Raw genomic sequence first — 26,600 nt, forward strand, 5'->3', positions numbered from 1 at the left:
AGCCGTCCTATATCTTTAATTTATTGCCAAACACTTACGTCTTCAGCCTTGTCGCCCTTAACTGCATTGTGTCCATTGGAAGCGTCTATGATTTCATAGTATGCCCAGTGGCTCATTGGCACGTCAGAGAATTTCTTCAAGCTGCTTGCATTTACATTTGCAAAGGAAGTTGCCTTAGTGTTTCTTCCAAATACAGAGTTTAGAATTGTAACAGCTTCTGCTCTTGTAAGCTTTTGATCTGGTTTAAATGTTCCATCAGGGAAGCCCTTGATTTTTTTGTTGCCATAAAGTTGTTCGATAGCATTAGATGCCCAGTGACCTTTTACATCCTTAAAGTTTGAAGATCCTGAATAACCATCCTTAACAAAAACAGCAATCATTTGTGCAAATTCTGCCCTGGTGATTCCTTTGTTAGGTTTAAATGTTCCATCAGAGTAACCCTTGATGAAGCCCTTAGATACTGCAAAGTTGATTTCATCAGAATACCAATTATTGTTGGCATCCTTAAACTTAGTAGTTGGGTTCTTAGGAAGTTCTTTTCCTTCATTAACAAGTCTTACAAACATCCTAACAGCTTCTGCTCTTGTAACTTCCTTGCCTGGTTTAAATGTTCCATCAGGATAGCCTGCTATATAAGAAGGTTGGTTTACTTCAGCAGTAGCCTTTGCTTCTTGACCTGCAATCTTAACTTCAGTAGACCTAGAAATTTTTCCAGATTCCTTAGCTTCAACCTTAATAGTTTCGCCAGCTACTAGGACCCTGTTTAGGCCGATGTTGTAAATACCAGTTGAGCCTGCAGTTGTTCCACCAAGTCTTACACCATTTGCATCGTAAACAGTAACATCTGCATAAGGACCTGCGTTACCTCTTACAAAACTTGCGCCTGCAGAAAGTGCATTTACAACTGGAATCATTGAGTAAGTAGAATTATTTACAGAAGTTCCATTTACATAGTATTCAAGACTTCTTGAAGTTGAAACGTATGGAGAGTTCCAAGTCACATTGAAGTAGCCATCAGAATCTACTTTACTAGAGCCTAGATAAGTTCCATCGTCATAAACATAAACTGTTCTTGTCTTGTAGCCCTTTAGGTAGCCAGATACTGAGTAGTTAGTTCTTGATATGTCAGTTGGATAAACTCTAGCATCATATCTGTTGTACCACCAGTCACGTCCATAGTAACCAGAGCCAACTAAAGTTTTTGTTGAATCAGTAAATCCAGTCTTTGAAACCTTAATTTCAACCTTAAAGTCTCTTCCATAATAATTGTCTAGGTATTCTTTAGAACCATTTCTTAGGTAGTAAGGACGACCATAGAAGTCTGTATAAACTTTGTTTTCTTTGTAATATTCCCAATCATACCAGTAATTCTTTCCATAATATTTAGAGTCTCTTAAATCAAAGCTATAATCACCATTAGAATTAGTATAAACTCTGTCCCACCAGCTTCCATTAACATAGATTTCAACTGTGGCATCACCTACACTATTTCCATTTAAGTCTCTTACCTTACCTGAGAATTTTCCATTGCTATATTCATTGGAAGTGATGTCAAAGTTTGTTGATTTTCTATAGCTTTCTCTTTGTTCAGCCTTATGTTCTTCTGTTTCTTCCAACTTAGCGTAAAGTTTTGTATTTTCAGTTATTTTTTTATTAGGATCAAAAGGAGTAGTTAATTCTTTATCTGTATACCAACCACTGATAGTATATCCATCCAAAGTAGGCTTTGATGGTTTTTCTGATTCCTTTACAACTTCATTGTTATTTACCTCTATAGTCTTTAAAGTTTCTTCACCATTTTTGAATGTTACTGTAAACTTTGTAGTATTTGTATCTGTTTGAGATTGAGTTCCTGATCCTCCACCGCCTTGTGTTCCACTTTGTCCACCAGTTTGTACTGTTGGGTTAGCTTGGTCACTTGTTGCTCCAGCAGATTGATTATCTGCAAATACGTTAAATGGAATTGATGTTACCATTACTCCTGCAAGCAATAGTCCTAATATTTTATTGTTTTTCATAAGTTTCCTCCTATCTAAAATATTTTCTGTTAAAACATTTTCCTTGAGCCTATTATACCCAAAACAATTGAAATTTCATTACAATTTACAAAATTTTAATAAATTTAATTCTTTTGTAACATAAAGTAGATAAACCTATGCGAGTGTATCTTTTGAGTAAACTATTTGTTAAGTCATAAATAAATTTTCGTGAGCTTCTCCCTAACAAATAAAAAATAATTTTTCATAAGCTAGGACTTAATAAAAAATAAAATTTTATTAATCACAAGCCAATAAAAAACGCAAATAAAAAAGGCAACCCTTAGATTGCCGAAAATATTTTATAAAATTTTACTTCTTAATAGTTTACCAAACACTGACAAGGAGCATTGATATGTCATCAACTTGTTGGCTATCTGTAAACTCTTCTAATTCATTGTTTATGTTGTCAAGTATGTCGCTGTTGTAATTAGTAACTATGCCCAAAACTCTCTCGTGACCAAAGGCTTCCTTGTCTGAGTTCCTTGCCTCTTCAACTCCGTCAGTCATAAAGAGGAGGTAGTCGCCAGCGTGAAGTTTTATTTCTTTTTCTTCGTAGTCAGGCTTGGCAAAAAATCTCGAGATTGGATAACCTCTTGACTCAAGCTTCATAGCCTCCCTATCTCTAACTCTAAGTGGCAAGGGCAAGTGACCTGCGTTGGAAAAAGTAAAGGTCTTCTTCTTTAAGTTATAAACTCCATAAAAGCATGTGAAGTAATTTTCTATCTCTAGCTTTAGACCTGTGAACCTCTTGCAAAGTTCCAGCAAAGTTTTCTTTGGCGAAGCTTGGACCGACTTGTCAAGGGTCCTAACCATGGACTTGATAAACATTGTTACCATAGAAGCTGCAAAGCCGTGGCCTACTGAGTCTGCGATGTACATTCCTATGTTCTCATCATCAATTTGAAAGACGTCAAACATATCTCCACTTAAAATTGTTGAAGGCTTGTAGAGGTAGTTGACCTTTAAATTTTTTATAAAGCCCTTGTCGGGAAGGACCTTCTTTTGTATTAGGGAGGCTGCATTTGTTTCGTTGGTCATAAACCTATTCTTGTCTATGAGTTCCTTTTGAAGCTTCCTCGCCATTGTTACGTTTCTAAAAACTTCTACAACACCAAGAATCTCTCCACTCTTGTTAATTATTGGCGAGCACTTAACAGAAAAGACCATGCTCCCAATATTCTCTTCCCTTTGAATGACTTCGCCACTCATTAGGGCTCTCTTGGTTATCTCTGGGTCAAAGAGGTCTTCTCCAAGTATGCAGACTTTCTTGTCTGGATCGTAACCCAAGAGGTCTTCCATGGCCTTGTTAACAAAGACAACTTTTTCTTTATAGTCTAAGACCCTAACAAGGTCTGCAATTGCATTTAGAACTTGAAAGTCTACATTTTCGTCAATTTTTTCTCTTTCCATTTTGTCTCCCATGAGTCACCATCCTTTCATCAATGATTTCAGTATAACAAATGAAGTCCTACTAAACAATTATCTTCTTGGCTTTGGACCATAGTATTGGTAGTAGTAGGTCTTTAGTCTTCCGTTATATAATTTTCTATTTCTGTCTGCTTTTTTGCCAAAGTTTTTTTCAAAGTTTTCATTGGCTGTGATTATATAATAGGACCAAGTCTTTAGTGCCCTTGCGAGTTCTCCAAGTTCCTTGTTAAGTTCGTCTACATCTTCTTTTCCAATTCTCTCTCCATAAGGTGGGTTAGTTATTATAACTCCGTAGTCATCTGGTAGGTCCAAGTCCCTTATGTCTTTTTGGAAGAAGGAAATGTCCTCCTCTAGTCCCAAGATTTCTGCATTGGCTCTCGCAATTTGGATGGCCTTGTGGGATACATCTGATGCGAGAATTTCTAATTTTTCATCGTACTTTATTTCTGAGTAGCACTTCTTCTTTTCTTCTTTAAAAAGTTCTTCGTCAAAGAATTTAAATTTTACAAAGTCAAAGTCCCTCATAAGTCCTGGTGCAATATTTTTTTCTATCATGGCTGCTTCTATAGGGATTGTGCCTGAACCACAGAAGGGGTCTGCCAAAATCCTGTCCTTATTCCAAAAACTTAATTTAACAAGAGATGCCGCAATAGTTTCTGATAGGGGTGCCTTGTAGTTTACTTCTCTGTAGCCTCTCTTGTGAAGGCCATCGCCTGATGTGTCTATGGTAATTTCTGCTATGTCATTTAAAAGTGACACTTCGATTTTTACTCTTGAACCAGACTTTTCGAACCAAGAGACCTTGTATTTCATTTTTAATTTTTCGATTATTGCCTTTTCTGTAATTCTTTGGCAGTCGGATATAGAAAATAGTTTTGACTTCCTACTCCTCCCCTGGATGATGAACTGATCATCTTCTGCGATGTAGTCCCACCAGCTTATCTCGAAGACCTTGTCGAATAATTCTTCAAAGGTCTCTGCCCTAAAGGAGTCGATCAATAGTAAGACTCTCTCTGCCGTCCTCAGTCTTAAATTTAAAATGGCAATATCCTTTAGTTGGCAAGATATTTTTATTTTTCCATCGCTAACTTCTAAGTCTTCGTAGCCAAGGTCAAGGAGTTCTCTTTTTGTAACTGCCTCAAGTCCTATGTTAGTAGTTGCGATTAATTTTATGTTTTTCATTTTACACCTCGCTTCCATTATACTAAATTTTAAAATTTTTTCCTCGAATTAAATTTAATGTGATAATTTTTTTAAAATGGGTAAGATGTAATTGTAAAATATTTATTGGGGGTAATAAAATGAAATTAACTGAAACAGTACAAACTGCTGATTGGAAAGCTGAAAAGCACGTTCCTGTAATCCACGTTGAAAGAGCTGATGGTCTTCTAAAGATTAAGGCTTTAGTTGGAGAAGAAATCGAACATCCTAACACACTTGAACACCACATCGCTTGGATCAAAGTATTCTTCAAACCTGAAGGAGAAAAATTCCCAGTTGAAGTTGGTTCTTATGAATTTGCTGCACACGGCGAAGCAGACCTATTCACTATTCCATGTGTAGAAACAGCAGTTAAGACTGACAAGGGCGGAGAAGTTTACGCTCTAAGCTACTGCAACATCCACGGACTTTGGGAAAACACAGTAGAAGCTTAAGTATAATATTAAAGGACTTTGCAAGTTGTTAATAATTATCATCCCATCATAATAGGGCTCTCTCTCGATGCTTCATGTTTAGCCCTCCGGCTCATGGAGGCGAAACTTCAGAAGAAAAGCCACTAGGCTCATTGAGACCCTAGTATGATATTGGGACGATTTATTAATTCTGCAACAGTCTTTTTTTCTATCAAATATCTTGTAATGGGTAAAACTTTTTCTTCTTACGGCATGCTTGAAATTTTTATGCTACAAGACTCTTTATTATCTAAACTTAATAACGCTAATCATTATTGACCATCTTTATCATATGTGTTATCATAATAGAGGAAAATGATATATTATGAGGTGTATGTATGAAATTAACACAAGAAATAAAAGACTTTATTGCTGAAGAGCTTGCTTATATTGCAACTGTAGATGAGAATGGCAACCCTAATATAGGTCCAAAAAGAACTATGAGAGTTCTTGATGATGAACATCTTATCTTTTGCGAAAATACAAATGGCAAGCACCATGCCAATATTAAAGATAACGGCAAGGTAGCTGTTGCCTTTGTTAAAAGAGAAGACAACAAGGGCTTTAGGATCGTAGGTACAGCCAAATCTTATACAGACGAAGAGCATATGAACCTAGCTAAGGAAAAGGCTGGAGTAATGCCAAAGGCTGCTGCTGTAATCATAGATGTAGAAAAAATCTATACCCTTGATTCAGGTCCAATAGCTGGAAAATTATTAGAAGCTTAAGTTTTATAGTTAATAATAGTTCAACAAAAAGGGACTTTTGCAAAAGTCCTAACATAGAAAAAGACGAGGAAACTAAAAATCCTCGTCTTTTTTTATATAATGCATTATTTAAAATGAAGCAAAAGCTCAACTTCATTTTAAATTTTATTTTATAAATAGTGAATTGATATCTATGTCCTTATCAATCATCTTTGTATCAAGCATAAAGTTCTTTGTTCTTTCAAAGCCTTCCTTGTCCTTGTCGGTAATTTCTGTTGAGAAGTCGTACATCTTATACATTGTATCGTAAGCTTCTTCGTCTAGGGATAGGGCCTTCATAACAATATCCTTAGTTTCCTTTTCATTGTTTGCCATGTAGTCGGCAATTTCTTTTTGTCCTTCCATTAACTTGTCTATTACATCCTTGTGTTCATTGTAGAATTTTTCAGATGTTGCTACACAAATTATTGCATCTATTAGACCCTTACCATTTGTTATTTCGTGCTTACCAGACTTAACTGCATTGTAGCCTGCTGGTCCGCCTAGCATTGCCACATCAATTGCACCTGATTCAAGAGCAGCTGCTGCATCTGGAATGGACATATTCATGTACTCTACATCATCAATTGACATACCAGCCTTTTTTAAGTAGGCGATTAAAAGTTCGTGAAGGTTTGTGCCAGTAGGACCTGCAATTTTTTTGCCCTTTAAAGACTCAGGACTTGTTAGTGATGGATCCTTTGAATAAAGTCCAAAGGCTTCGGGTGCTCTTGAATACATATTTAACACTTTTAAGTCAACTCCATTTGCCTTTGCAAGAATGGCAGAAGAGCCACCTAGGGCATATAGGACATCAACATCCCCTGATGCAAGTGCTTGCGTTTGGTCTGCTCCACTTGTTATCTCCTTGTAGTTTACCTTTACACCTGGCATAGCCTTTCCAAAGATACCTAATTCCTTTTCAACTATTGATGGTACATTAAGTGGTGATGTTACATAAGTGATATTTAATTCATTAAGGGATAATTTATCTCCCTTGTCATCTTCCTTCTTGTTGTCACTCTTGGCACATCCTGCAAGTAAAAGTAGTGACATTAAAATTAATCCTATCTTAGCTAATTTTTTCATTTCTTCCTCCTTTAATTAAATCGTTAAAATGTTCCTTTAATTCATCGCTTTCCATTTTTCTATCTTTAAGATAAAAGTCGTCAATGATTTTGCCCTGCTTCATTATTAATATCCTAGTCCCCATTACAAGTGCCTCTTCTATGGAGTGAGTTACAAATAAGAATCCAACTTTTTCTTCTTCAAAGAGATTTAAAAGTTCCTTTTGCATTTCTCTTCTTGTAAACCCATCTATAGCTGCAAAGGGTTCGTCCATTAATAAATAGTCTTTTTTTGCAACTAGAGCCCTGCCTATGCTGACCCTACTTTGCATTCCTCCTGAAAGCTGAGAAGGATAGGCTCCTTCAAAGCCTACAAGTTTTATTTTTTTTATCCACTCATCAACAAGCTTGTCATCCCTTTTGTTCTTGAGAGAGAACTCTATGTTTTCTCTTACATTCTTCCAAGGGAATAGTCTTGGATTTTGGAAGACCATAGAGGTGGAAAGCTTGTTGGTTAAAATCTCGCCTGATGAAACTTCTTCAAGTCCAGAAATTAATTTCAAGAGGGTTGACTTGCCACAACCTGACTCTCCAATTAAAACTGTCCTCTCATTAGTCTTGACTTCTAAATTTAGGTTTTTTATGACTTGGATTTCTTCGTTGCCCAGCATATAATTTTTGCAAACATCCTTAAGAATTATACCACTCATTGCGAAGATCTCCCTTTAAGCACCTTGTTGCTATCTTAACAAAAATAAAGTCAGTCAAGTAACCAATGCAACCTATCATAATTATTCCAACTATTACCCTGTCTATGCGAGACATCTGCCTAGCAAAATTTATCATATAACCAAGACCACTTGATGCTGCAATCATCTCAGCAGCTATGATGGACCTCCAACTGTATCCCAGGGCAATTCTCATTCCTACAAAAATATCCTTTAGGGCACAAGGGATAGAAATTTTTATAAATTTCTCAAATTTGTTGTAGGAAAATACATCACCCACTTCTAAGAGGTCGGGGTCAACTACCATAAATCCCTTTTGTATATTTAAGAATAGGGGGAAGAAGGATGCGAGAACAATGATGACAGTTTTGGTTCCTTCTCCTATCCCAACCCACAATATAAGTATGGGGACAAGACTGAGGGGCGGAACATTTTTTAAAAACTCAAAAATCCCCTCAAAGTATATGCTAGTCTTGGGATAAATAATAAATAAGCTGGCAAAAAAACTTGCAAGGATAAAGGCTATTGTAAATCCTATGAAGACTCTCTTGAGACTAATTAAGATATCCCTAAATATTGATCCGTCTAAAAACATTTCTCGACCTGTAACCAATACTCTTCCTGGTGATGGAAGTATGTATTCACTCCAAATATTCATCATGGAAAGAGCCTGCCACAAAATAATAATTATAAGAAATATTAAAGATTTTTTCATTCTCCTAGTCATTTATTATTATCTCCTTATGACCTTCTCTTACATAATAAATAAACTTGAGTCAGTTTACTTTAAGTTTCCCAAAAGTTTTTACTACTTAACTCATTGAATACTACTTCTTAATTAATTTTGTTTTGATAATTAGTATCAAAAAAATTATAATATATTTTCTATCTTAAATGTATAAATTTTATAAAAAAAACTATTTAAGATCCTACTCCTAAATAGTTTTTCTCTTTTATTTAATTCCTATAGTGATGCCTTATAAATTTCTAAGACGTCCTCCTTTGTAAGTTCTACTACACCTTTTATTGTTCCACCAGCATGTCTTGCTGCTGCTTCAGCCATCACTTCTAATTTTTCATCATCAATTCCAACTTCGCCAAGTGTCATTGGGATACACATATCTTGTTCAAAGAAGGCATGAAGGTATCCTATTGCCTTCTTAGCGTCCTTCATCTTGTCATCAGATGCTGTCATATTAAAAACATTTATACCAAAGTCCCTAATCATATCTACAGTTTTTTCATTTAAGATGTGCTTCAAAAATCTTGGCGTCAAAATTGCAAGTCCAATCCCATGAGTTATGTCATAGTAAGCAGAAAGTTCGTGTTCCATTGCGTGAACTGACCAGCCTGTTGACTTGCCAGTTGATAAAAGTCCATTGATTGCCCAAGATGAAGCCCACATAATGTTAGCTCTTGCTTCATAATTTTCAGCTTCTTCCATAGCTATTGGTCCGTAGTGGATGCAAGTTTTTAAAATTCCTTCGGCAAGTCTATTTTGCATGTAAGCTCCGTCGCCAAGTGTGAAATAATTTTCCATAGTGTGGCTCATAATATCAGCTATTCCTGCTGCTGTGTGCTTAACATTTACAGAATAAGTTGTTTCTGGATTCATAATTGAAAACTTTGGAAGGGTGTAGGCTGATCCAAAGCCTAGCTTTTGATTTGTCTCTAAGTTTGTTATAACTCCACCAGCATCCATCTCTGAACCTGTTGCTGCAAGTGTCAAGATAGTTCCAATTGGAAGTGCCTTCTCAATTTTTGCCTTTTTAATTACAATGTCCCAAGGATCACAGTCAAGGTAGACTGCTCCTGCAACTAATTTTGAAAGGTCGATTACAGATCCACCACCAACTGCCAAGATGAAGTCAAGATCATTTTCTCTTACAATCTTAACTCCTTCTCTTGCTGAGTCAACTCTTGGATTTGGTTCTATACCAGAAAGTTCCTTATAAAAGATGTCATTGTCTTCAAAAATCTTTACAACTTCATCGTAAAGGCCACTTTTCTTAATTGAGCCACCACCATAGGCAAGCAAAACTCTTGACCCATATTTTTTTATTTCAGGAGCCAAGTTTTTCATTTGATCCCTTCCAAAAAGAATTTTCGTGTTTACGTTAAATATAAAATCTTTCATAATTCCTCCTAGTTTTTAAACTGTGAATTGTAAAGTTCTGCATAAATTCCATCTCGTGCAAGAAGTTCCTTGTGATTTCCCTTTTCCACAATATCACCCTTGTCTAGAACCAAAATCATATCGGAGTTCACAATAGTAGAAAGCCTGTGGGCGATTACAAAATTGGTCCTTTCTTTCAAGAGGTTCTTCATTGCCTTTTGAATAAGTGCCTCTGTCCTCGTATCTACTGATGAAGTAGCTTCGTCTAAGATTAAAATTTCTGGATCTGACAAGAGGGCCCTTGCAATTGTCAAAAGTTGTCTCTGTCCCTGAGAAATATTTGATGCCTCTTCATTTAAGACTGTATCGTAGCCATCAGGAAGCTTCTCAATAAAGGAGTGACAGTAGGCCTTCTTAGCTGCTTCAATAACTTCTTCTCTTGTGGCATCTTGCCTGCCATAGAGAATGTTGTCGTAAATCGTCCCCCTAAAGAGCCAAGAATCTTGAAGGACCATACCAAAGAGAGACCTCAAATTTTTTCTTGAAACATCACTTATGTCTACTCCATTTATCTTGATGCTTCCCCTATCAATATCATAAAACCTCATTAATAGATTTACAATAGTTGTCTTGCCAGCTCCCGTTGACCCAACAATGGCAACAGTTTTGTTTTTCTCAACTCTAAGGTTTAAGTTATTGATGACCGGAGTCTTTTTGTCATAAGAAAAATAAACTTCATCAAACTCAATGTTTTCCACTGGTCTTTTTATTTCATCTGTAACAACTTCTTCTTCTGGCTCTTGGTCTAAGAATTCAAAAATTCTTTCAGCAGCGGCAATAGAAGCCTGAAAAATTGAAGCCATCTCTGCCAACTGCTCTATTGGGTTTGCAAGTCTTCTAACGTATTGGATAACTGCTTGGATGTCCCCAACAAATAACTTACCAGATAGGACTAAAAGGCCACCAACAATAGAAAGCATTACATAGCCAAGGTTGGAAATAAAGGTCATAATTGGTAGCATGATTCCCGTCATAAAGGATGCACGGTAGCTAACCTCATAGAGATTTTCATTGATGTCCAAGAATTCCCTCTCAGCCCTTCCTTCATAGTTAAAGGCCTTGATGAGTTCTGAGCCAGAGAAGTTTTCTTCAACGAAGCCAACCATGGACCCAAGGCCTTGGGACTTTCTCCTAAAGTATCCCTGAGACTTCTTTGAAATGAATTTAGTAGAAAAGTAAGTCATTGGGAGGGTAAATAAAAAGACCAAGGTCAAAATTGGCGAAATTTTTATCATAACCGTCAAAATTCCTACAATTAATACAATTGAAGAAAGGATTGATGAAATTGTCTGTTGCAAGTTCTTGCCAAGGGTCTCAACATCGTTGGTCATCCTTGACAAGAGGTCTCCAGTCTTATTTTTGTCGTAATAGGAAGTTGGGATGTACTTTACCTTTTCAGAAATTTCTCTCCTGAATTTTGCAATTAAGTCTTGGGTCACATCAACTAGGAGCCTTCCCCTGAAGAATTCAAAAACTCCTTGTAAGAGATAGACCACTGCAAGGGTGATGCAAATTTTTGTAACATAATCAAAGTCAATCCTCGTATTCATCTTCAAGTTTTCAAAAATTCTTGTAGTGATATTCCCCATGAGCTTTGGAGAAAAAATTTCAAAAATTGATGAGCCAATTGTGAGAAAAATTGCAAGGAAGAGAAAGAGCTTATAGGCTTTTAAATATAAAATTATCCTCAAAAGTGTGTTGTTAGTCTTCATAAGCTTGCCCCTGACTAATTGCGATTTCCCTGTAAACTTCATTGGTCTTCATTAGGTCTTGGTGGTTGCCATAGCCTGCCACCCTGCCATCTTCTAGGACCAAAATCTTATCTGCATTTAAAATTGTGGCAAGCCTTTGAGCAACAACAAGAACAATTTTATCTTCAAGCTTCTTCTTTAAAATTTGCCTAAGCTCATAGTCCGTCTTGTAATCAAGTGCCGAGAAGGAGTCATCAAAGATGTAGACTGATGCGTCACGAGTAAGTGCCCTTGCCACGGCAAGTCTCTGCCTTTGACCACCTGAAAGGTTCCTTCCAGCCCTAGAAATTTTCTTTCCCAAGGACTTGTCACCTAAAAATTCATATGCCCTGGCATTTTTTAAGGACTCTAGCATCTTTTCATCTTCAGCATCTTCCTTGGCATAGGATAAGTTTTCAGCAACAGTCTTTGAGAAAAAGAAATTTTCTTGTGGCACATAGGAAATCTCCTCCCTAACTTCATAATTGTTCAAAGTCTTTATATCAATTCCATTTAAGAAAAGTTCTCCATCACCTGGTTCGTAAAATTGAAGTAAAAGTCTTATGAGACTTGACTTGCCTGACCCAGTTCCACCAATGATGCCTAGACTTTCTCCCCTCTTCACATCAAAACTTATGTCATTTAAAACTTTTTGAGATGCATCGGGATAGGCAAAGGAAAGATTTTTCGCTTCGATTTCATAAATATCGCCAGATAGTTTTTTATCTCCACCAGTTTTTGTTGATTCATATTCCAAAACTTCCTTAATCCTATCCATGGAAGCAAAGGTCCTTGGAAGAAGTGACAAGAGAAAACTCATCATTATCATGGCAGATAGGACTTGGGTGATGTATTGGATGAAGGCCATTAGGTCCCCAATCCCCATCTCCCTTATGTCGATGAGCCTTGCACCAAAGTAGAGAACAAAAATAATTCCAAAATTTAAAATTATCCCCAGCATTGGTCTTACGTTGATGAGGAGTTTATTGACCTTAGCTGCCATTTCTTGATAAGAAAGGTTAGCTCCATCAAAAATTTCTTCTTCGTAAGCATCCTTTGAGAAGGCTCTTATAACCCTGAGACCAGTTAACCTTCTCCTAAAGAGTTCGTTTAACTTATCGAGTCTACTTTGTAAAATTGGAAAGTAAGGAAGACCCTTCTTAAAGACAAAATAAATTCCCATACCAATGAAGGGAATTGTGATGGGAAAGACTGCCGACAACTTGACGTTAGTTGAGAGTGCCATAATGAGACCACCAATGAACATAAGGTGACCCCTAACAAGAGGTCTAAGTCCCATTAAGACCATTTGCTCAACTTGATTGACGTCATCAGTTGTCCTTGTGATAAGTGAGGAAATAGAAAAATGTTCCACATCATCAAAACTCAGATAATTAATTTTTTTAAAAAGCTTGTACCTAAGGTCTCTCGAGAAGGCCATAGTAGTCTTAGAAGAATGATAGGCAGCAGAAGCCCTGCACATGACAGTAAAGATAACGACGATGATCATGACGCCACCAATCTTTAAAACATAATTAGTGTCTCCATAAGCAACCCCCTTATCAATGACAAGACTCATTAGCTTAGGAAGAAAAAGTTCACCAAGTGCATTGCCAAAGGTGAGAAGGACAACAACAATAATTCTTAACTTGTATTTATTTAACCCCTTGTATAAATTCATAACTCCTCCGTCATTTCATTCTAACATATAGAAAATTTAAAATAAAATTCAGTGACTAAGTCAATTACTTGCTATAATGAAGGAGAGGTGATATAAATGGAAAAAAATCCAATACCACAAGGAAGATACTTGCCAGCAAAAAAGTCAAAGGGTTTCATCTACTCAGCAGGTATGACGCCAAGACTCGATGGCAAATTAATCTTAGAAGAAAAAGTCACAAGCGACAAAGAAATTTCTTTTTATCAAGAAGCTGTAGTCCAAGCAACAAAAAATGCCCTAACAGCAATAAAAAATACTTTAGAAGATGGAGAAATCTTAGAAGAAATAATAAATATGACAGTCTATGTAAATGCCGAAGAAGGATTCACTGACCACTCAAAGATAGCAGACCTAGGATCAAACTATCTCTTTGAAGTTCTAGGAGAAAAAGGCATCTCACCAAGAACAGCCCTAGGCGTAAAGACCCTGCCAGGTAAGACCCCAGTAGAAATCCAACTCGTCGCAAGTTATAAGTAGGTATTACTTAAATTCTCTAACTTCACTTATTTGAATAAGTTTAATTTCAATGCTATACTACATGTATACATCTTATAAGGGAGGTATTCAGTATATTTTTGAAAAAATTTATTAGACATTTAAATAATTATTTTACTCGATTTGAAAAAATATTATGGTTTTTTTCATGCTCCGTAATTTTTATCACATCTTTGTTTTTCGGAGATGATGTTATATCACTGATAGCATCTTTAATAGGTGTTACATCGCTTATTTTTTGTGCCAAAGGTAATCCTATAGGACAACTTTTGATGATTTTATTCAGTCTATTGTATGGATATATATCATATACTTTTTCTTATTATGGTGAAATGTTTACGTACTTGGGCATGACAATGCCAATGGCTACTTTTTCCTTAATTTCTTGGCTTAAAAATCCATATAAAGGTAATAAAAATGAAGTAACCATATCTTTGTTAAATGCAAAAGATTATATTATTTTAATTTTTTTGACAGTGTTTGTTACATTTGTTTTCTATTACATTTTAAGTTACTTTAATACATCTTATTTAGCTCTAAGCACAGTATCCATAGCAACTAGTTTTTTTGCTGTTTATTTAACTTTAAAAAGAAGCCATTTTTATGCAATGGCATATGCTTGTAATGATATAATCTTAATATTTCTTTGGACTCTTGCTTCTGTAGAAAATTCAAGTTATATTCCCGTAATAATTTGCTTTACTATTTTCTTAATTAATGATTTATATGGATTTATAAATTGGAAAAAAATTATGAAAAGACAGATGGCTGTATGAATTTATAATCAAAAAATTATTCAATATACTTTTTTTATTTTTTCAACTAAAGCTTATTAAATTAATTTATTTAGAAAACTTCATTTTTTCAATAACTACCTTAAAAGACTGTATCTTGAAAATAACAAAAAACCAATAGAATTGAGACAAGGAATTCAACTCCATTGGTTTTTTATTATACACTTTTTTTAATTTTATAATTTTATAAACTCTTTAACTAGAACATCGTATGACCATTTCAAATGATCTTCTAAGATTTTAATTGTTTCTTCTAAATTTTTTCTTTTTATTGCATCTAATATCTCTAAATGGTACTCCGTACTCTCAACCGTTGTGTCAGTTAATGTGTAAGCTTCTTTTTGGTATCTATCGATTTGACTTTTTATGTTAGAATAAATTCCTTTTATATAATCATTCGTGGAATTTGCTAAAATTAACATATGGATTTCTTCATCTTTTCTTGTCAAATACTCACTAGAAATACTCTCAAGATTTTGCTTTTTTTCTAAAATGTCTTTCAAATCTTTTTCAAGACTGCATATTTCTAAATCTGAAATATTGTTTATAGACGATTTTATTGCTATTTTTTCCAAAGCAATTCTAAGTTCATAGATATCAGCTAAATCTTTAACCGATAATTCTCTAACTATATTTCCAACTCCATCAACACTTTTTACATACCCCTCTTGTTCTAGTCTTGTTAGAGCTCTCTTAACTGGGGTTCTACTCATATTAAGTTTTTCTCCTATTTTTTTTTCAGTTAGAAGCTCTCCGCCCTTTACTTCACCTGATACAATTAAATCTCTTAAATAAAAATAAGCTTTGTCAGATAAAGTTTGTTTTTTATTATACTTTCCTTTTACAATTGATGTCATCTACAATCACTCATTTATATTACGGGGTCTCTAGGATTTTCACCTTTTAATACAGCTTCTAGATTTCCCAAAGCAAATTCCTTCAAAGCTTTCTTAGACTCTATAGAAATATAAGAAATATGAGGAGTTACTAAAATATTTTTTTCAAATAGTATTTCTTCATCTCCTTTTGGTGGTTCATTAGTAATAACATCTACAATTGCCCCAGCTATTTCTTTATTTCTAACTGCCTTTATAAGATCTGATTCGTTTATAACCTTTCCCCTAGAAGTATTAATTATGTTGGCTGTGTTCTTCATTAATTTGAACTCATTCATTGATATTTTATTTTTATTTGCATCAATTCCCTTAAGGTTTACACTAAGATAGTCGGCCATTTTAAAACCTTCATCCCATCCAACTTTTTTTACTCCGTGTTTTTCTATTTCGGCTTCACTTAAAAATTCATCAACTGCATAGACATTTATTCCAGTACCTTTAACTTTATCAGCTATAGCCTTTCCTATTGTGCCAAAGCCTACAATAACTAAATTTTCTTCAGATAACCTATGTGATGGTTTCTCTATAACTAGAGATCCCCACTTCCCCGATCTTACATTATCTAAGCATATGTCTGCATAATATTGAATTTTTTTATTAAAATGATATATAGCAGCTAACGTATAATCAGCTAAATCTTCTGCGCAATAACCTTGTATATTAGTTACTCTAATACCTTTTTCTTTACACGCATCTAAGTCTATTCTATCATATCCACCACCATAAGTTGAGATTACTTTACAATTTTCAAGTCTTTCTATTGTGCTTCTTGGTAATTCAGCATATACTTGTGCTAAAATAGCGTCCGCTTTATGCCCAAACTCTTCAAGATCATTTTCGTAATTATAATTTGAAACTCTGATATCAACATTATCAAATACTTTTGGTAAATATTCTTTCTCTAAATCATAATCTGTCCATTCTTCATCAATAATCCAAATTAACATTATTTACTCCTTTATAAAAATATAGTTGTTACAACAGGAACAAATGTCACGAGCATTAAAACAATTAAAAGAGCTATAATAAATTTTATAATTTCTTTAGTTATTATACTCATTCCTACTTTCGATATAGCTGTAGCTACAAACAAATTAATGCCATACGGTGGTGTACAAAATCCTATCGCTAAGTTCATTGTCAACATTATTCCAAATGTTATTGGGCTCATTCCCAAATTTAGAACTATAGGTAATAAAATTGGTGTCAATATAATTGTGCCCGGTATGTTATCAATAAACATTCCAACAATTATTAAGAAAATATTTATTAAAATTAAAATAATAATCCCATTATCACTTAGCGATGTAATAAATGTTGCTATCTTTAGAGGTATTTGTTCCATAGTAAGTAATGCTGCAAAAGCTGTAGATAAACCAACCATGAATGTTGTTGCTCCATTAACTACGATAGCATCTCTAAAAGATTTATAAGCATCCTTTAGATTTAGCTCTTTATACACAAATACACCTACTATAAATGAATATACAACTGAAACTACAGCAGCTTCTGTTGGTGTAAATATACCAGCATAAATACCACCTAAAATTATAACTGGCGACATTATTGCCCAGAATGCTTCTATAAAAGTATGGAATATTTCTTTAATGCTTTTCTTTTCCTCATTACCTTTATACCCATTTTTCTTAGAAACTACATAACAAACAATCATAAGTGCTACGCCCATTAATATACCTGGTAAGAATCCTGCTGTAAACATTTGAGTAATTGAAGCACCTGATACAACTCCATAGATAACAAAAGGAACACTAGGCGGAATAATTACTCCAATAGTTCCAGCAGCAGCTGTTAATGCTGTAGAAAAACCTTTACTGTATCCATGCTCAACCATTTGTGGTATCATAAACGCACCTACTGCTGAAACAGTAGCTACAGCTGATCCGGATATAGCTGCAAAAAACATACAAACAACTATAGTTACCATACCTAATCCACCAGTAATATGACCAATGAATGATTGAAAGAAGTTAACTAGCCTCTTAGCTATTCCTCCACTACTCATTAAGTTGCCTGCTAACATAAAAAACGGTATGGCTAAAAGAGGAAATGAATCTACTCCAGCAACGGAATTTTGAGCAATCATCATAGTTGGCATTTCCGTAAATCCTACTATGTTTACTAAAGTTGATATTCCTATTGCATAACCTATAGGAACCCCAAGAATTAATAGAATAAAAAAAACTCCAAATAAAACTATAGACTCCATACTAAACCTCCTTTATATCCGAATTATCTGTAACTAAAACTTTTTTACCTGTAATCAAGTCTATAGAATCTAACAACACTCTTATAGTTAATATAAACGATGAAACAGGTAATGCAGCATAAACATAAACTAAAGGCAATCTCATACCTGAGGATAAAGCATTCCTAGCACTCATTGATTCCAATAATTTTACTCCTACATAAACTAAAAATACATTAAATGAAAACCATATAATATTATTAATCAAATGTAATACTCTTTGAGATTTTTCAGACTTAAAAATACTAAATATTAAATCAACTCTAATGTGTTGATTGTCTACGAATGCTATACTGCTTCCTAACCACACCTGCCATATAAATATGTATCTAGATAATTCTTCAGACCAAGTCAAAGAAGTATTAAAAAAATACCTCATAATAACTTGCATAAAAACTATTATTACATTTATTACTAAGCTGGAAACTAGGATCATCTCTTCAAATTTATCGAATTTTTTAAGTAAATTTCTCATAACATATACTCCTTTTTAGAAGAATTGGGCTAACCCAATTCTTCTAAACCAGTTTTATTTATTATATTTTTCACATAAATCAAATAGTTTTTGTCCAAATTGTTTTTGATACTTATCATACATTGGTTGTACTGCTTTTCTAAACTCTAGTTTTTGACTGTCATCTAATACATTAGTGATAAGTTTTCCTTCTGTTTCAAGATCTTTTACAGCCTTCTCATTATCTACTAGTTCCATTTTTCTTTGTTCATCTACCAAAACTTTTGCTTCACTTTCAAGCAAATCTTGCATATCTTTATCTAGAGAATCAAAAACATTCTTATTAATTAAAAATGGTAAAAAATTATGAACGTGTTCATCAATAGTTTGATATTTTTGTACTTCATAAAACTTATTTGCGAATGTTAAAGAAGGAGGATTTTCTTGTGCATCAACAGTTCCTTGTTGTAAACCTGTATATAACTCAGTAAAACTCATAGGTGTTGGATTCGCTCCAAGTGTTTTGTAAAAGTCAATAAAAATTGGACTTTCCATAACTCTCATTTTTATTCCCTTTAAATCTTCAGGCTTTTCAATAGGACCAGAATTTGTAGTTGTAGATCTAGGTCCGTTATATACATATCCTAGACAGTGAATTCCTTGTTCTTCTAGCTTTTTGTTGAAATATTCTCCAACTTCTCCATCTAACGCTTTAAAAGCTGACTCACTATTTAAGAATAAATATGGCATGTCTAAAATTCCGAATTCTTCTGAGTAAGTTGTTAATACAGAAGTGGAAGGTAATGTAGATTGTAGAGTTCCCATAGCTACAGATTCTGTCATTTGAACATCTCCACCTAATGATCCATTAGGATAAATTTCAATTCCTATTTTCCCATTACTCTTTTCTTCTACATTCTTTTTAAAGTTAACTAAAGCCTTGTGCGTAGATCTGCTTTCAGGTTCTACGTGACCTATTTTTATTATTACGTCTCCAGATGCTGGTTTAACTGTATTTTCTGCTGCAGCAGTGTTTTCTGATTTTTCTTTTTTTCCACAAGCAACTAAAGTTAAAGCTATGAATAAAAAAGCAAGTACTTTATATAATTTTTTCATAATTAGCTCCTTTTTTTATAAAATTGTAATCTCTTCATTTGTAGCATCAACGATTATTCTATCTCCCTCTTTTATATCCTTATAAAATTGGGGATCTACTTTATCAACTAACGGGATTTCGAAAACTATCGCACTAGTTACTAAAACAGTTTCTGGATACTCAACAATCATACCAGCAGGTTGATTTTTGTACTTCATTAATTGAAATAATCCATCTGCTTGAACAACAGAACTTCCTTTCCCAGAAGGAAAAACTAGTACTTTCTCTGACATGCTCCTACCTGTAAAATCATGATTTGGTTCAATCATCTTTCCTGTTTCAGGTTCTAACAAATAGAACATTATCGGATCTTTCGAAATAGTTACCTCCGCTTCCACTTTTCCATCAGAAATTTTATGGCATTTATAAACTTTACTCATTATTTAACCCTCCCTGTTAAAGCTGCATCAACACAAGTATCCAAATCTCGTATTACAAAATCAATTCCTCTTCTCTTAGGATAGTATGCACATTTTGGTGATTCTGTAACACCTACTTTTCCTTTAAGGAACTTCCAAATAGGTTGATCTGGACATGTGCTTGGAACTATGTGTGCTCCGAGTTTTTCCATATCTTCGGAATAACCCATAATATCACAAAGGTGTTTTACATGAGATGATACTAGTATCCACATATCTTTTTCTAACTTTCTTCCATCAATTCTTTCTGAAATGTGTCTAACTTCATCTAGAGTAAAGTGTGGACATCCAAACATCGCAAAGTCTATTTCTCTTTCTCCTTCTAGAGAAATATTTTCTAATACTACATCAAAGTCCTCATTTGTTATTGTAACTTTCCTTTCAGGCTCTTTTCCACCAAATGCCATTTCCAATGTCTGAGCCTCTGGAGTAAATCCTACAATGTGATACATATCATATGCACCTGATGTATTTAGCTGAGCCCCTAGATTTCTTAATGCTTCTTTACTGACATGCTCAGGTAGTCCAACAAAAACTGGTATTCCGTGTCCTATTTTTTTACCGCACATTCCTAACATATGATAATCATAGTCATTTTTCATGTCAGCTTTTACTTCAACTAGTATTGTTCCCTTTCTGTTTTCGTCTAGTAATAGTCCATACTCTGGAACATATCCAGTTATTGCAGCAAATAAAGCTGAGTTAGCTCCTTCTCGATTTGATCTTGCTCCCCAAACAGAGTTAACATATGGTGTAGCACTCGATTCTGAAAACGCTGTAATTTCGCCAAAGTTTGGTACATTAGTGTCTATATACGGTGTACAATTATAAGATAATGTAGCTCCCAGCTTCTTATAAGCTTCATGAGTTCTTTGCATCATTTCATAATCATCTTTATCACCCATACCTCTCTCTTTAAAATATGGTATTCCCCATCCTGGATTTACTGTTGGAGAAACTCTACAATGAGCACCTAAATTAACCATTTTTTCTGCTAACCATAAATCTGCATCTTGATTACTTAGTGCAACATGTGCCCTAGTAATTGGAACCATCCTTTTTGCTCCAAAAGATTCTCCAATCGCAACTTGTACTTTCATTGCAAGTTGAGCACCTTCGCCATATTTACCATCTAATAAATCCTGTTGATCTTTTGTTAGTTTCAAATATACCTCTCCTCTCATTAATATGAAAACAATTTCTTGTATACAAGAAGTATACATCTAACGCTTTACTATGTCAATATGTTTTTTAAATAAATTCATTAATCCTTTTTTAGTTTTTTATTTTAGATATACAGTAAATATTAATGCATTTTGGAAATATTTTTATCTAATTACTGTTAATAACAAGTTTTCTCTGCATCAATTTAAATTGATTTGATATAATATGTGAATTCGTTTTCAGCATTCCTGCTATTTTTTTTTAAGGCTCTATAATATCTGTTGGGGAGTAAATCTCTAACAGATATTATAGAGCCTTTAAAATTGACATATAGGTTAAAGGAATTATTCTACTGTGTGCCCTGTGGGTACCAATATGTTCTTAGTCAACCCAATAAAGTTAGAGCTGCTAAGTCTTTATGAGAATGGATAAGAAGGGCTGAAGAGTCTAATTTAAAAGAATTTAAATCTTGTATAACTGCTTTTAATAACTGGTTTGATGAGATATGTAATTCTTTTGATTATCCTTGGTCTAATGGTCCTCTTGAAGGTACTCATACTAAGATAAAGACTTTAAAGAGGAATTGTTTTGGTATGAAAAATTTCAATTTGTTTAGAAAAAGGATTATGTTCGCTTGTAAGTAGTGGTTAGGAAAACGGGGAAAATTCGCAAAACCCCTAGGGGTTTTGTTTGCTATGCTTATTTTTAGTAGTTTTTTAGTTGTTTTAGTTTTGTTCTTTTATTAGCGTTTATGTGTTCATTTTTACATAAAGAAAGAGACTCGAGTTAACGAGTCTCCCCAATATTTGGCATAGAGCCTTTTTTATTTTGTAAGCCAAGGATTAGTCAAGAATCTTTGATACTACTCCTGATGCTACTGTTCTTCCACCTTCACGAATTGCGAATCTTAGTCCTTCGTCCATTGCGATTGGTGTGATTAGTGTTACTGTAAATGTTGAGTTGTCTCCTGGCATTACCATTTCTACTCCGTCTGCTAGTTGGATGTCTCCTGTTACGTCTGTTGTTCTGAAGTAGAATTGTGGTCTGTATCCGTTAAAGAATGGTGTGTGTCTTCCACCTTCTTCTTTTGTTAGTACGTATACTTCTGCTTCAAATTTTGTGTGTGGTTTGATTGTTCCTGGTGCTGCTAGGACTTGTCCTCTTTGGATTTCTTCTCTTTGTACTCCTCTTAGTAGGGCTCCTATGTTGTCTCCTGCTTCTGCTAGGTCTAGTTGTTTTCTAAACATTTCTACACCTGTTACTACTACTTGTCTGCTTTCGTCTGTTAAGCCTACTAGTTCTACTGTGTCTCCTACTTTTACTACACCTTGTTCTACTCTTCCTGTTGCTACTGTTCCTCTTCCTGTGATTGAGAATACGTCTTCGATTGGCATTAGGAATGGGTGTTCTGTATCTCTTACTGGTGTTGGGATGTATTCGTCTACTTCTTCCATTAGTTTTACGATCTTGTCTCCCCATTCTCCCTCTGGATCTTCTAGGGCTTTTAATGCTGATCCTACTACGATTGGTGTGTTGTCTCCATCAAAGTCGTATTCACTTAGTAGGTCTCTTACTTCCATTTCTACTAATTCAATTAGTTCTGGATCGTCTACTTGGTCTTCTTTGTTTAGGAATACTACTATCTTTGGTACACCAACTTGACGAGCTAGTAGGATGTGTTCTCTTGTTTGTGGCATTGGTCCATCTGCTGCTGATACTACTAGGATTGCTCCGTCCATTTGTGCTGCTCCTGTGATCATGTTCTTTACATAGTCAGCGTGTCCTGGGCAGTCTACGTGTGCGTAGTGTCTGTTTGGTGTTTCGTATTCTACGTGTGATGTTGAGATTGTGATTCCTCTTTCTCTTTCTTCTGGTGCCTTGTCTATGTGTGCGTAGTCTACGAATTCTCCTCCGCCGTATCTCTTGTTCATTACAAGTGTGATTGCAGCTGTTAGTGTTGTCTTACCGTGGTCAACGTGACCAATTGTTCCAATGTTTACGTGTGGTTTATTTCTTTCAAATTTTGCTTTTGCCATGCTTTTCCTCCTGGATATTTAAATTAAGTTCATAATACCTCAAATTCAAATTTTTTTCAACATTTAAGCAAATTTAGACTTTAAATTGCTTCTATTTTTCTTCTCACAAAGGTATTCATAAAATATGCTATAAAAAATACTGATGATATCTCTGCTATTACATATCCCCACCAAATCTCGTTAACTGTAAAGTATGTCACTGCTATATAGGCAACTGGTAGAAGGACAATGATTTGTCTTAGGATTGAGTCAAGTAATGCCAAGATTCCATTGCCAAAGGCTTGGAAAACACTGGCACCCACTACTGATATGCCTGCGAAGACATAGGATAAGGCACAAATCCTTAACATCGGTATTCCTATCTCTAGCATCTTGCCTGATGCTGAAAAGATTTTTAAGATTTCTCTTGGGAAGGACATTATTAAGCCTGAGACTATTAAGGTCATTACAGTTACTGTCACCATAGCGAGCTTTATTGACTTTATAATTCTCTTCTCGTTCTTGGCTCCGTAGTTGTAGGCAATTATCGGTACAAGTCCGTTGTTGATACCAAAGATTGGCATAAAGACAAAGGATTGAACCTTGAAGTAGGCGCCTAGTGCTGCTATGGCAGATGTAGAAATCCCTGAGAGCATCTTGTTCAATACATATATTGTAAAGGACTGGATTGTTATTGTAATCATGGATGGGATTCCAACAATATAAATGTCCTTTATAATTTTTGGATTAAAGGAAAGCTTCTTCATTGTTATGTCTGAATTAAATTTGTGTTGGAAGAAGGACCCACAAATTGCTCCAATTATTTGTCCCGTTACAGTAGCAACTGCCGCACCCTTTACACCCATAGCTGGCAGTCCAAAGTAACCGAAGATGAAAATTGGATCGAGAATTATATTTAATACTGCTCCAGTTAATTGTGTGAGCATAGTATAGATTGTTCTTCCCGTTGACTGAAGAGTTCTCTCCAAAAATATTTGAGTGAAGACACCTATGGATAAGCCCATTACAATTTGAAGATAGTCCACTCCATAGTTGATTATATTTTCATTTGTGGTTTGGGCAGACACAAAGGGTCTTGGCAAAAATCTTGACAAGATAAATAGAAGTAAGCCATATAAAAGGGCAAGTGTAAGTCCATTCTCTGCTGTCTTGTTGGCCCTGTCAAAGTTCTTCTCTCCCAAGTATCTCGAGATCAGCGAGTTCATACCAACTCCTGTCCCCACTCCAATCCCTATCATAATATTTTGTATTGGAAAGGCAATTGCTATGGCAGTGAAGGCTTCTTCGTTAATCTTTCCAATGTAGTAGGAGTCCACCAAGTTGTACATGGACTGGATGAACATAGAAATTACAATTGGAAAGGAAACTTGAAATAAAAGTTTTGGGATTGACATGGTCCCCAATTTATTTTCATTGTTTTGCACTTAATCACCTCTTAATCTTTCTATCTATAATCTTAACTATTATATAGGAAGATATAAATTTTTTAAAGTTTCTAAAGATAATAATGTCACTTTGAATTTTTATAAATTTTTTCTTCACTTAACTTGTGACCCAATATTTTTTTACATTTAATCTTACTATGATAAAATGTAGGCAGAGGTGATTTGGTGAAATTATTGATTACGAGTAATATTCCAGAAAAAATTTACGATGAGCTAGACAAAAATTTTGAAATAAGCTACCACGACTCCAACGTGCCACTTACTAAAGAAGAAATAATTGCAAGGATAAAGGGACAAGATGCCCTTCTCTGTCCTCTATCAGATAAGATTGACAAGGATGTAATTGATGCTGGCGACAATTTAAAAATTATTTCCAACTACGGAGCTGGCTTTGACAACATAGATATTGATTACGCAAGAGAAAAAGGAATCCTTGTTACAAATGCGCCTGCTCCTGCTTCTGCTGTATCAACAGCTGAACTTGCCTTTGGACTTATGCTTGCAGCTGCAAGACGTATTGTATCTGGCGACAAGGTCACTAGGTCTGGAGAATTTTATGGTTGGCGACCAACTTTTTATCTTGGAAGTCAACTTAAAGGAAAGACCCTTGGCATAATAGGACTTGGTAACATTGGAAAAAATCTTGCTAAGAGGGCAAGAGCCTTTGAGATGAAGGTTGTTTATTATTCACGAACAAGAAAAGAAGATTTTGAAAAAGAATTTGACATAGAGTATATGGATAAAGATGAAGTGATAAGGTCTTCTGACTTCTTAAGTCTTCACACAGCTTATGTGCCAGACCTTCGCCATATGATCTCAAAAAAAGAACTTGAAATGATGAAAAAAAGTGCTATATTAATAAATGCGTCAAGAGGTCCAATTGTTGATGAAGACGCCCTTGCCGATGCACTAATAGAAAATGTAATCGCAGGAGCTGCTCTTGATGTTTATGAGTTTGAACCAAGAGTAAATAAAAAACTTATGGACCTTGACAATGTAATCCTTGCTCCTCACCTTGGCAATGCAACTTTTGAAGCAAGACTTGAGATGGGTGAGAATGCAAAGGACAATTTAATTGATTTTAAAAATGGTAAGAATCCAAAAAATAAAGTAAACTGAGGTGTAAAATGATAAATTATTATAGTCCACAAGATATGACTATATGGTCTGGAAGAGTTGACGATGAAAATGACTACGAATCCTTTAGGTGGCATCAATGGGTTAAGCCCCTTGACCTAAACGACGAAAGCTTAACTCCCTTCGAAGGCAAGCTTGGTTTTGGAATTTTAGGTTTTGAATCTGACCAAGGCATTGAACTTAACAAGGGAAGGTTTGGAGCTGCTGCCGGTCCTGCTGCAATAAGAAAGGAACTTGCAAAACTTCCTTGTCAATTTTCTAAAGACTTAAAGATTTTTGATTGTGGTAATGTTACAAGTAAGTATACAACTCTTGAAGCCAGCCAAGACGAACTTGCTAAGGCTGTCGATAGAGTTCTTGAACTAAACTTATTCCCTCTTGTTCTCGGTGGCGGTCATGAAACTGCCTTTGGTCACTACAAGGGAATCAGCACTTTTCTTGACGATAGAGAAGACAACAAGCTTGGAATTTTAAATTTCGATGCCCACTTTGACCTTAGACCTTATGAAAAGGGAACTGGTACAAGTGGAACTATGTTTAGGCAAATTGCCGACTACACTCGTGAAAAGGGAACTCAATATGCCTACTATGTAATGGGAATTCAAAAACACTCCAACACCCTTTCACTTTTTAGGACTGCTGAAAGGTTAGGCGTTACTTATGTCTTAGGTAAGGACCTTATGAACGGCAACTTATTTGATATTGTCCAACATCTTGACGGATATATCCAAGAGCAAGACCACCTATATATAACAATTTGTATGGACTGCTTCACATCTTCCTTTGCACCAGGAGTTTCTGCTCCTCAAGCCTTGGGTGTTGATCCAGAAAAAGTAATCCTACTTTTAAAACACGTCTTTTCATCTGGCAAGCCAATGAGCTTTGACATCTGTGAAGTTTCTCCAAGATTCGACCACGACTCTGTAACTGCCAACTTGGCATCAATTCTCGTCTACACAGTTGTATCAACTATGGCTCAACACAAACTAGGCAAGGCAAACAAAAAATATATTCCTAATTAAGTTATAAAT

25 protein-coding genes are annotated in these 26,600 nt (G+C 35.0%); 7 read left to right on the top strand and 18 right to left on the bottom strand.

Annotated features, from left to right (window positions below):
• Window positions 1–20: 20 nt before the first annotated feature.
• From CAN42_RS01635 to CAN42_RS01645, 3 genes are all read right to left on the bottom strand, one after another.
• Window positions 21–2,018: an S-layer homology domain-containing protein gene (locus CAN42_RS01635; RefSeq protein ID WP_085875265.1), complete on the bottom strand. Its 1,998-nt coding sequence runs from the start codon at window positions 2,016–2,018 to the stop codon at window positions 21–23.
• 345 nt (window positions 2,019–2,363) lie between these two features.
• Entirely contained in the window at window positions 2,364–3,449 is a 1,086-nt protein-coding gene (locus CAN42_RS01640; protein ID WP_085875744.1) for a SpoIIE family protein phosphatase, read from the bottom strand.
• Between the two features lie 69 nt (window positions 3,450–3,518).
• The gene (locus CAN42_RS01645) at window positions 3,519–4,649 is read right to left on the bottom strand and encodes a THUMP domain-containing class I SAM-dependent RNA methyltransferase (protein WP_085875266.1); all 1,131 of its coding nucleotides are present in this window, start codon (window positions 4,647–4,649) and stop codon (window positions 3,519–3,521) included.
• Between the two features lie 119 nt (window positions 4,650–4,768).
• On the opposite strand from CAN42_RS01645, the gene CAN42_RS01650 reads away from it, so the two are divergent.
• Both CAN42_RS01650 and CAN42_RS01655 read left to right on the top strand, forming a co-directional pair.
• Window positions 4,769–5,122, top strand: a complete 354-nt coding sequence (locus CAN42_RS01650; protein WP_085875267.1) for a class II SORL domain-containing protein — start codon at window positions 4,769–4,771, stop codon at window positions 5,120–5,122.
• Window positions 5,123–5,478: 356 nt separating this feature from the next.
• A complete protein-coding gene (locus tag CAN42_RS01655; RefSeq protein ID WP_085875268.1) occupies window positions 5,479–5,868 on the top strand; it encodes a pyridoxamine 5'-phosphate oxidase family protein in 390 nt (129 codons plus the stop codon).
• A 144-nt stretch (window positions 5,869–6,012) separates the two neighbouring features.
• Here CAN42_RS01655 and CAN42_RS01660 read toward each other — a convergent pair whose 3' ends face one another.
• The 6 genes from CAN42_RS01660 to CAN42_RS01685 all read right to left on the bottom strand — a co-directional run bounded on the left by CAN42_RS01660 (window position 6,013) and on the right by CAN42_RS01685 (window position 13,268).
• The gene (locus CAN42_RS01660; protein ID WP_085875269.1) at window positions 6,013–6,975 is read right to left on the bottom strand and encodes an ABC transporter substrate-binding protein; all 963 of its coding nucleotides are present in this window, start codon (window positions 6,973–6,975) and stop codon (window positions 6,013–6,015) included.
• The gene (locus CAN42_RS01665) at window positions 6,959–7,663 is read right to left on the bottom strand and encodes an ABC transporter ATP-binding protein (protein WP_085875270.1); all 705 of its coding nucleotides are present in this window, start codon (window positions 7,661–7,663) and stop codon (window positions 6,959–6,961) included. The genes CAN42_RS01660 and CAN42_RS01665 overlap by 17 nt, the downstream gene beginning before the upstream one ends.
• Window positions 7,644–8,408, bottom strand: a complete 765-nt coding sequence (locus tag CAN42_RS01670; protein ID WP_062571742.1) for an ABC transporter permease — start codon at window positions 8,406–8,408, stop codon at window positions 7,644–7,646. The genes CAN42_RS01665 and CAN42_RS01670 overlap by 20 nt, the downstream gene beginning before the upstream one ends.
• A gap of 237 nt (window positions 8,409–8,645) precedes the next feature.
• Window positions 8,646–9,818 carry an iron-containing alcohol dehydrogenase gene (locus CAN42_RS01675; RefSeq protein WP_085875271.1) on the bottom strand — a complete coding sequence of 391 codons (1,173 nt, stop codon included), beginning with the start codon at window positions 9,816–9,818 and terminating at the stop codon, window positions 8,646–8,648.
• Between the two features lie 8 nt (window positions 9,819–9,826).
• Window positions 9,827–11,569 (bottom strand): ABC transporter ATP-binding protein, encoded by a 1,743-nt coding sequence (locus CAN42_RS01680; RefSeq protein WP_085875272.1) that lies wholly within the window; start codon window positions 11,567–11,569, stop codon window positions 9,827–9,829.
• Complete coding sequence (locus CAN42_RS01685; RefSeq protein ID WP_085875273.1) at window positions 11,559–13,268, bottom strand: ABC transporter ATP-binding protein; 1,710 nt, start codon at window positions 13,266–13,268, stop codon at window positions 11,559–11,561. Before CAN42_RS01685 ends, CAN42_RS01680 begins: the two co-directional genes overlap by 11 nt.
• Before the next feature lie 96 nt (window positions 13,269–13,364).
• Here CAN42_RS01685 and CAN42_RS01690 point away from each other — a divergent pair, with 96 nt between their 5' ends.
• Both CAN42_RS01690 and pnuC read left to right on the top strand, forming a co-directional pair.
• Complete coding sequence (locus CAN42_RS01690) at window positions 13,365–13,784, top strand: RidA family protein (RefSeq protein ID WP_085875274.1); 420 nt, start codon at window positions 13,365–13,367, stop codon at window positions 13,782–13,784.
• 98 nt (window positions 13,785–13,882) lie between these two features.
• Window positions 13,883–14,578: a nicotinamide riboside transporter PnuC gene (gene pnuC / locus CAN42_RS01695; RefSeq protein WP_085875275.1), complete on the top strand. Its 696-nt coding sequence runs from the start codon at window positions 13,883–13,885 to the stop codon at window positions 14,576–14,578.
• A 194-nt stretch (window positions 14,579–14,772) separates the two neighbouring features.
• On the opposite strand, the gene CAN42_RS01700 is transcribed toward pnuC, so the two are convergent.
• From CAN42_RS01700 to CAN42_RS01730, 7 genes are read right to left on the bottom strand one after another with little or no spacing between them, the layout of a single operon-like run.
• Window positions 14,773–15,453: a GntR family transcriptional regulator gene (locus CAN42_RS01700; RefSeq protein WP_085875276.1), complete on the bottom strand. Its 681-nt coding sequence runs from the start codon at window positions 15,451–15,453 to the stop codon at window positions 14,773–14,775.
• Window positions 15,454–15,467: 14 nt separating this feature from the next.
• Window positions 15,468–16,439 (bottom strand): NAD(P)-dependent oxidoreductase, encoded by a 972-nt coding sequence (locus CAN42_RS01705; protein WP_085875277.1) that lies wholly within the window; start codon window positions 16,437–16,439, stop codon window positions 15,468–15,470.
• 11 nt (window positions 16,440–16,450) lie between these two features.
• Window positions 16,451–17,719, bottom strand: a complete 1,269-nt coding sequence (locus CAN42_RS01710) for a TRAP transporter large permease (protein WP_085875278.1) — start codon at window positions 17,717–17,719, stop codon at window positions 16,451–16,453.
• Between the two features lies 1 nt (window position 17,720).
• Window positions 17,721–18,233: a TRAP transporter small permease gene (locus tag CAN42_RS01715; RefSeq protein ID WP_085875279.1), complete on the bottom strand. Its 513-nt coding sequence runs from the start codon at window positions 18,231–18,233 to the stop codon at window positions 17,721–17,723.
• A gap of 54 nt (window positions 18,234–18,287) precedes the next feature.
• Window positions 18,288–19,328, bottom strand: coding sequence for a TRAP transporter substrate-binding protein (locus tag CAN42_RS01720; RefSeq protein WP_085875280.1), 1,041 nt, complete (start codon window positions 19,326–19,328; stop codon window positions 18,288–18,290).
• A 15-nt stretch (window positions 19,329–19,343) separates the two neighbouring features.
• Window positions 19,344–19,748 carry an aconitase X swivel domain-containing protein gene (locus tag CAN42_RS01725; RefSeq protein WP_085875281.1) on the bottom strand — a complete coding sequence of 135 codons (405 nt, stop codon included), beginning with the start codon at window positions 19,746–19,748 and terminating at the stop codon, window positions 19,344–19,346.
• Complete coding sequence (locus CAN42_RS01730) at window positions 19,748–20,953, bottom strand: aconitase X catalytic domain-containing protein (protein WP_085875282.1); 1,206 nt, start codon at window positions 20,951–20,953, stop codon at window positions 19,748–19,750. Before CAN42_RS01730 ends, CAN42_RS01725 begins: the two co-directional genes overlap by 1 nt.
• A gap of 426 nt (window positions 20,954–21,379) precedes the next feature.
• Here CAN42_RS01730 and CAN42_RS09180 point away from each other — a divergent pair, with 426 nt between their 5' ends.
• Window positions 21,380–21,595 (top strand): transposase, encoded by a 216-nt coding sequence (locus CAN42_RS09180; protein ID WP_085875745.1) that lies wholly within the window; start codon window positions 21,380–21,382, stop codon window positions 21,593–21,595.
• A gap of 198 nt (window positions 21,596–21,793) precedes the next feature.
• Here CAN42_RS09180 and tuf read toward each other — a convergent pair whose 3' ends face one another.
• Entirely contained in the window at window positions 21,794–22,987 is a 1,194-nt protein-coding gene (tuf, locus tag CAN42_RS01740; protein ID WP_062571798.1) for an elongation factor Tu, read from the bottom strand.
• Window positions 22,988–23,067: 80 nt separating this feature from the next.
• Window positions 23,068–24,411 (bottom strand): MATE family efflux transporter, encoded by a 1,344-nt coding sequence (locus tag CAN42_RS01745; RefSeq protein ID WP_209019192.1) that lies wholly within the window; start codon window positions 24,409–24,411, stop codon window positions 23,068–23,070.
• A 186-nt stretch (window positions 24,412–24,597) separates the two neighbouring features.
• Between CAN42_RS01745 and CAN42_RS01750 the strand changes: the two genes are divergently transcribed.
• Window positions 24,598–25,551 carry a 2-hydroxyacid dehydrogenase family protein gene (locus tag CAN42_RS01750; RefSeq protein ID WP_085875283.1) on the top strand — a complete coding sequence of 318 codons (954 nt, stop codon included), beginning with the start codon at window positions 24,598–24,600 and terminating at the stop codon, window positions 25,549–25,551.
• 8 nt (window positions 25,552–25,559) lie between these two features.
• Window positions 25,560–26,591, top strand: coding sequence for a formimidoylglutamase (gene hutG / locus CAN42_RS01755; protein WP_085875284.1), 1,032 nt, complete (start codon window positions 25,560–25,562; stop codon window positions 26,589–26,591).
• Window positions 26,592–26,600 lie beyond the last annotated feature (9 nt).

It is taken from the genome of Peptoniphilus vaginalis, from assembly GCF_900176605.1.
In the GTDB taxonomy this organism is placed as follows: domain Bacteria; phylum Bacillota; class Clostridia; order Tissierellales; family Peptoniphilaceae; genus Peptoniphilus_A; species Peptoniphilus_A vaginalis.

What these genes read in the sequence shown, in the direction of transcription:
- CAN42_RS01680 (WP_085875272.1), bottom strand. Translation starts at nt 11,569, where the DNA reads ATGAAGACTAACAACACACTTTTGAGGATAATTTTATATTTAAAAGCC.
- CAN42_RS01640 (WP_085875744.1), bottom strand. Translation starts at nt 3,449, where the DNA reads ATGGAAAGAGAAAAAATTGACGAAAATGTAGACTTTCAAGTTCTAAAT.
- CAN42_RS01690 (WP_085875274.1), top strand. Translation starts at nt 13,365, where the DNA reads ATGGAAAAAAATCCAATACCACAAGGAAGATACTTGCCAGCAAAAAAG.
- CAN42_RS01635 (WP_085875265.1), bottom strand. Translation starts at nt 2,018, where the DNA reads ATGAAAAACAATAAAATATTAGGACTATTGCTTGCAGGAGTAATGGTA.
- CAN42_RS01650 (WP_085875267.1), top strand. Translation starts at nt 4,769, where the DNA reads ATGAAATTAACTGAAACAGTACAAACTGCTGATTGGAAAGCTGAAAAG.
- CAN42_RS01725 (WP_085875281.1), bottom strand. Translation starts at nt 19,748, where the DNA reads ATGAGTAAAGTTTATAAATGCCATAAAATTTCTGATGGAAAAGTGGAA.
- CAN42_RS01715 (WP_085875279.1), bottom strand. Translation starts at nt 18,233, where the DNA reads ATGAGAAATTTACTTAAAAAATTCGATAAATTTGAAGAGATGATCCTA.
- CAN42_RS01710 (WP_085875278.1), bottom strand. Translation starts at nt 17,719, where the DNA reads ATGGAGTCTATAGTTTTATTTGGAGTTTTTTTTATTCTATTAATTCTT.
- CAN42_RS01720 (WP_085875280.1), bottom strand. Translation starts at nt 19,328, where the DNA reads ATGAAAAAATTATATAAAGTACTTGCTTTTTTATTCATAGCTTTAACT.
- CAN42_RS01655 (WP_085875268.1), top strand. Translation starts at nt 5,479, where the DNA reads ATGAAATTAACACAAGAAATAAAAGACTTTATTGCTGAAGAGCTTGCT.
- CAN42_RS01645 (WP_085875266.1), bottom strand. Translation starts at nt 4,649, where the DNA reads ATGAAAAACATAAAATTAATCGCAACTACTAACATAGGACTTGAGGCA.
- CAN42_RS01665 (WP_085875270.1), bottom strand. Translation starts at nt 7,663, where the DNA reads ATGAGTGGTATAATTCTTAAGGATGTTTGCAAAAATTATATGCTGGGC.
- CAN42_RS01675 (WP_085875271.1), bottom strand. Translation starts at nt 9,818, where the DNA reads ATGAAAGATTTTATATTTAACGTAAACACGAAAATTCTTTTTGGAAGG.
- hutG (WP_085875284.1), top strand. Translation starts at nt 25,560, where the DNA reads ATGATAAATTATTATAGTCCACAAGATATGACTATATGGTCTGGAAGA.
- tuf (WP_062571798.1), bottom strand. Translation starts at nt 22,987, where the DNA reads ATGGCAAAAGCAAAATTTGAAAGAAATAAACCACACGTAAACATTGGA.
- CAN42_RS01660 (WP_085875269.1), bottom strand. Translation starts at nt 6,975, where the DNA reads ATGAAAAAATTAGCTAAGATAGGATTAATTTTAATGTCACTACTTTTA.
- CAN42_RS01705 (WP_085875277.1), bottom strand. Translation starts at nt 16,439, where the DNA reads ATGTTAATTTGGATTATTGATGAAGAATGGACAGATTATGATTTAGAG.
- CAN42_RS01685 (WP_085875273.1), bottom strand. Translation starts at nt 13,268, where the DNA reads ATGAATTTATACAAGGGGTTAAATAAATACAAGTTAAGAATTATTGTT.
- CAN42_RS01670 (WP_062571742.1), bottom strand. Translation starts at nt 8,408, where the DNA reads ATGACTAGGAGAATGAAAAAATCTTTAATATTTCTTATAATTATTATT.
- CAN42_RS01700 (WP_085875276.1), bottom strand. Translation starts at nt 15,453, where the DNA reads ATGACATCAATTGTAAAAGGAAAGTATAATAAAAAACAAACTTTATCT.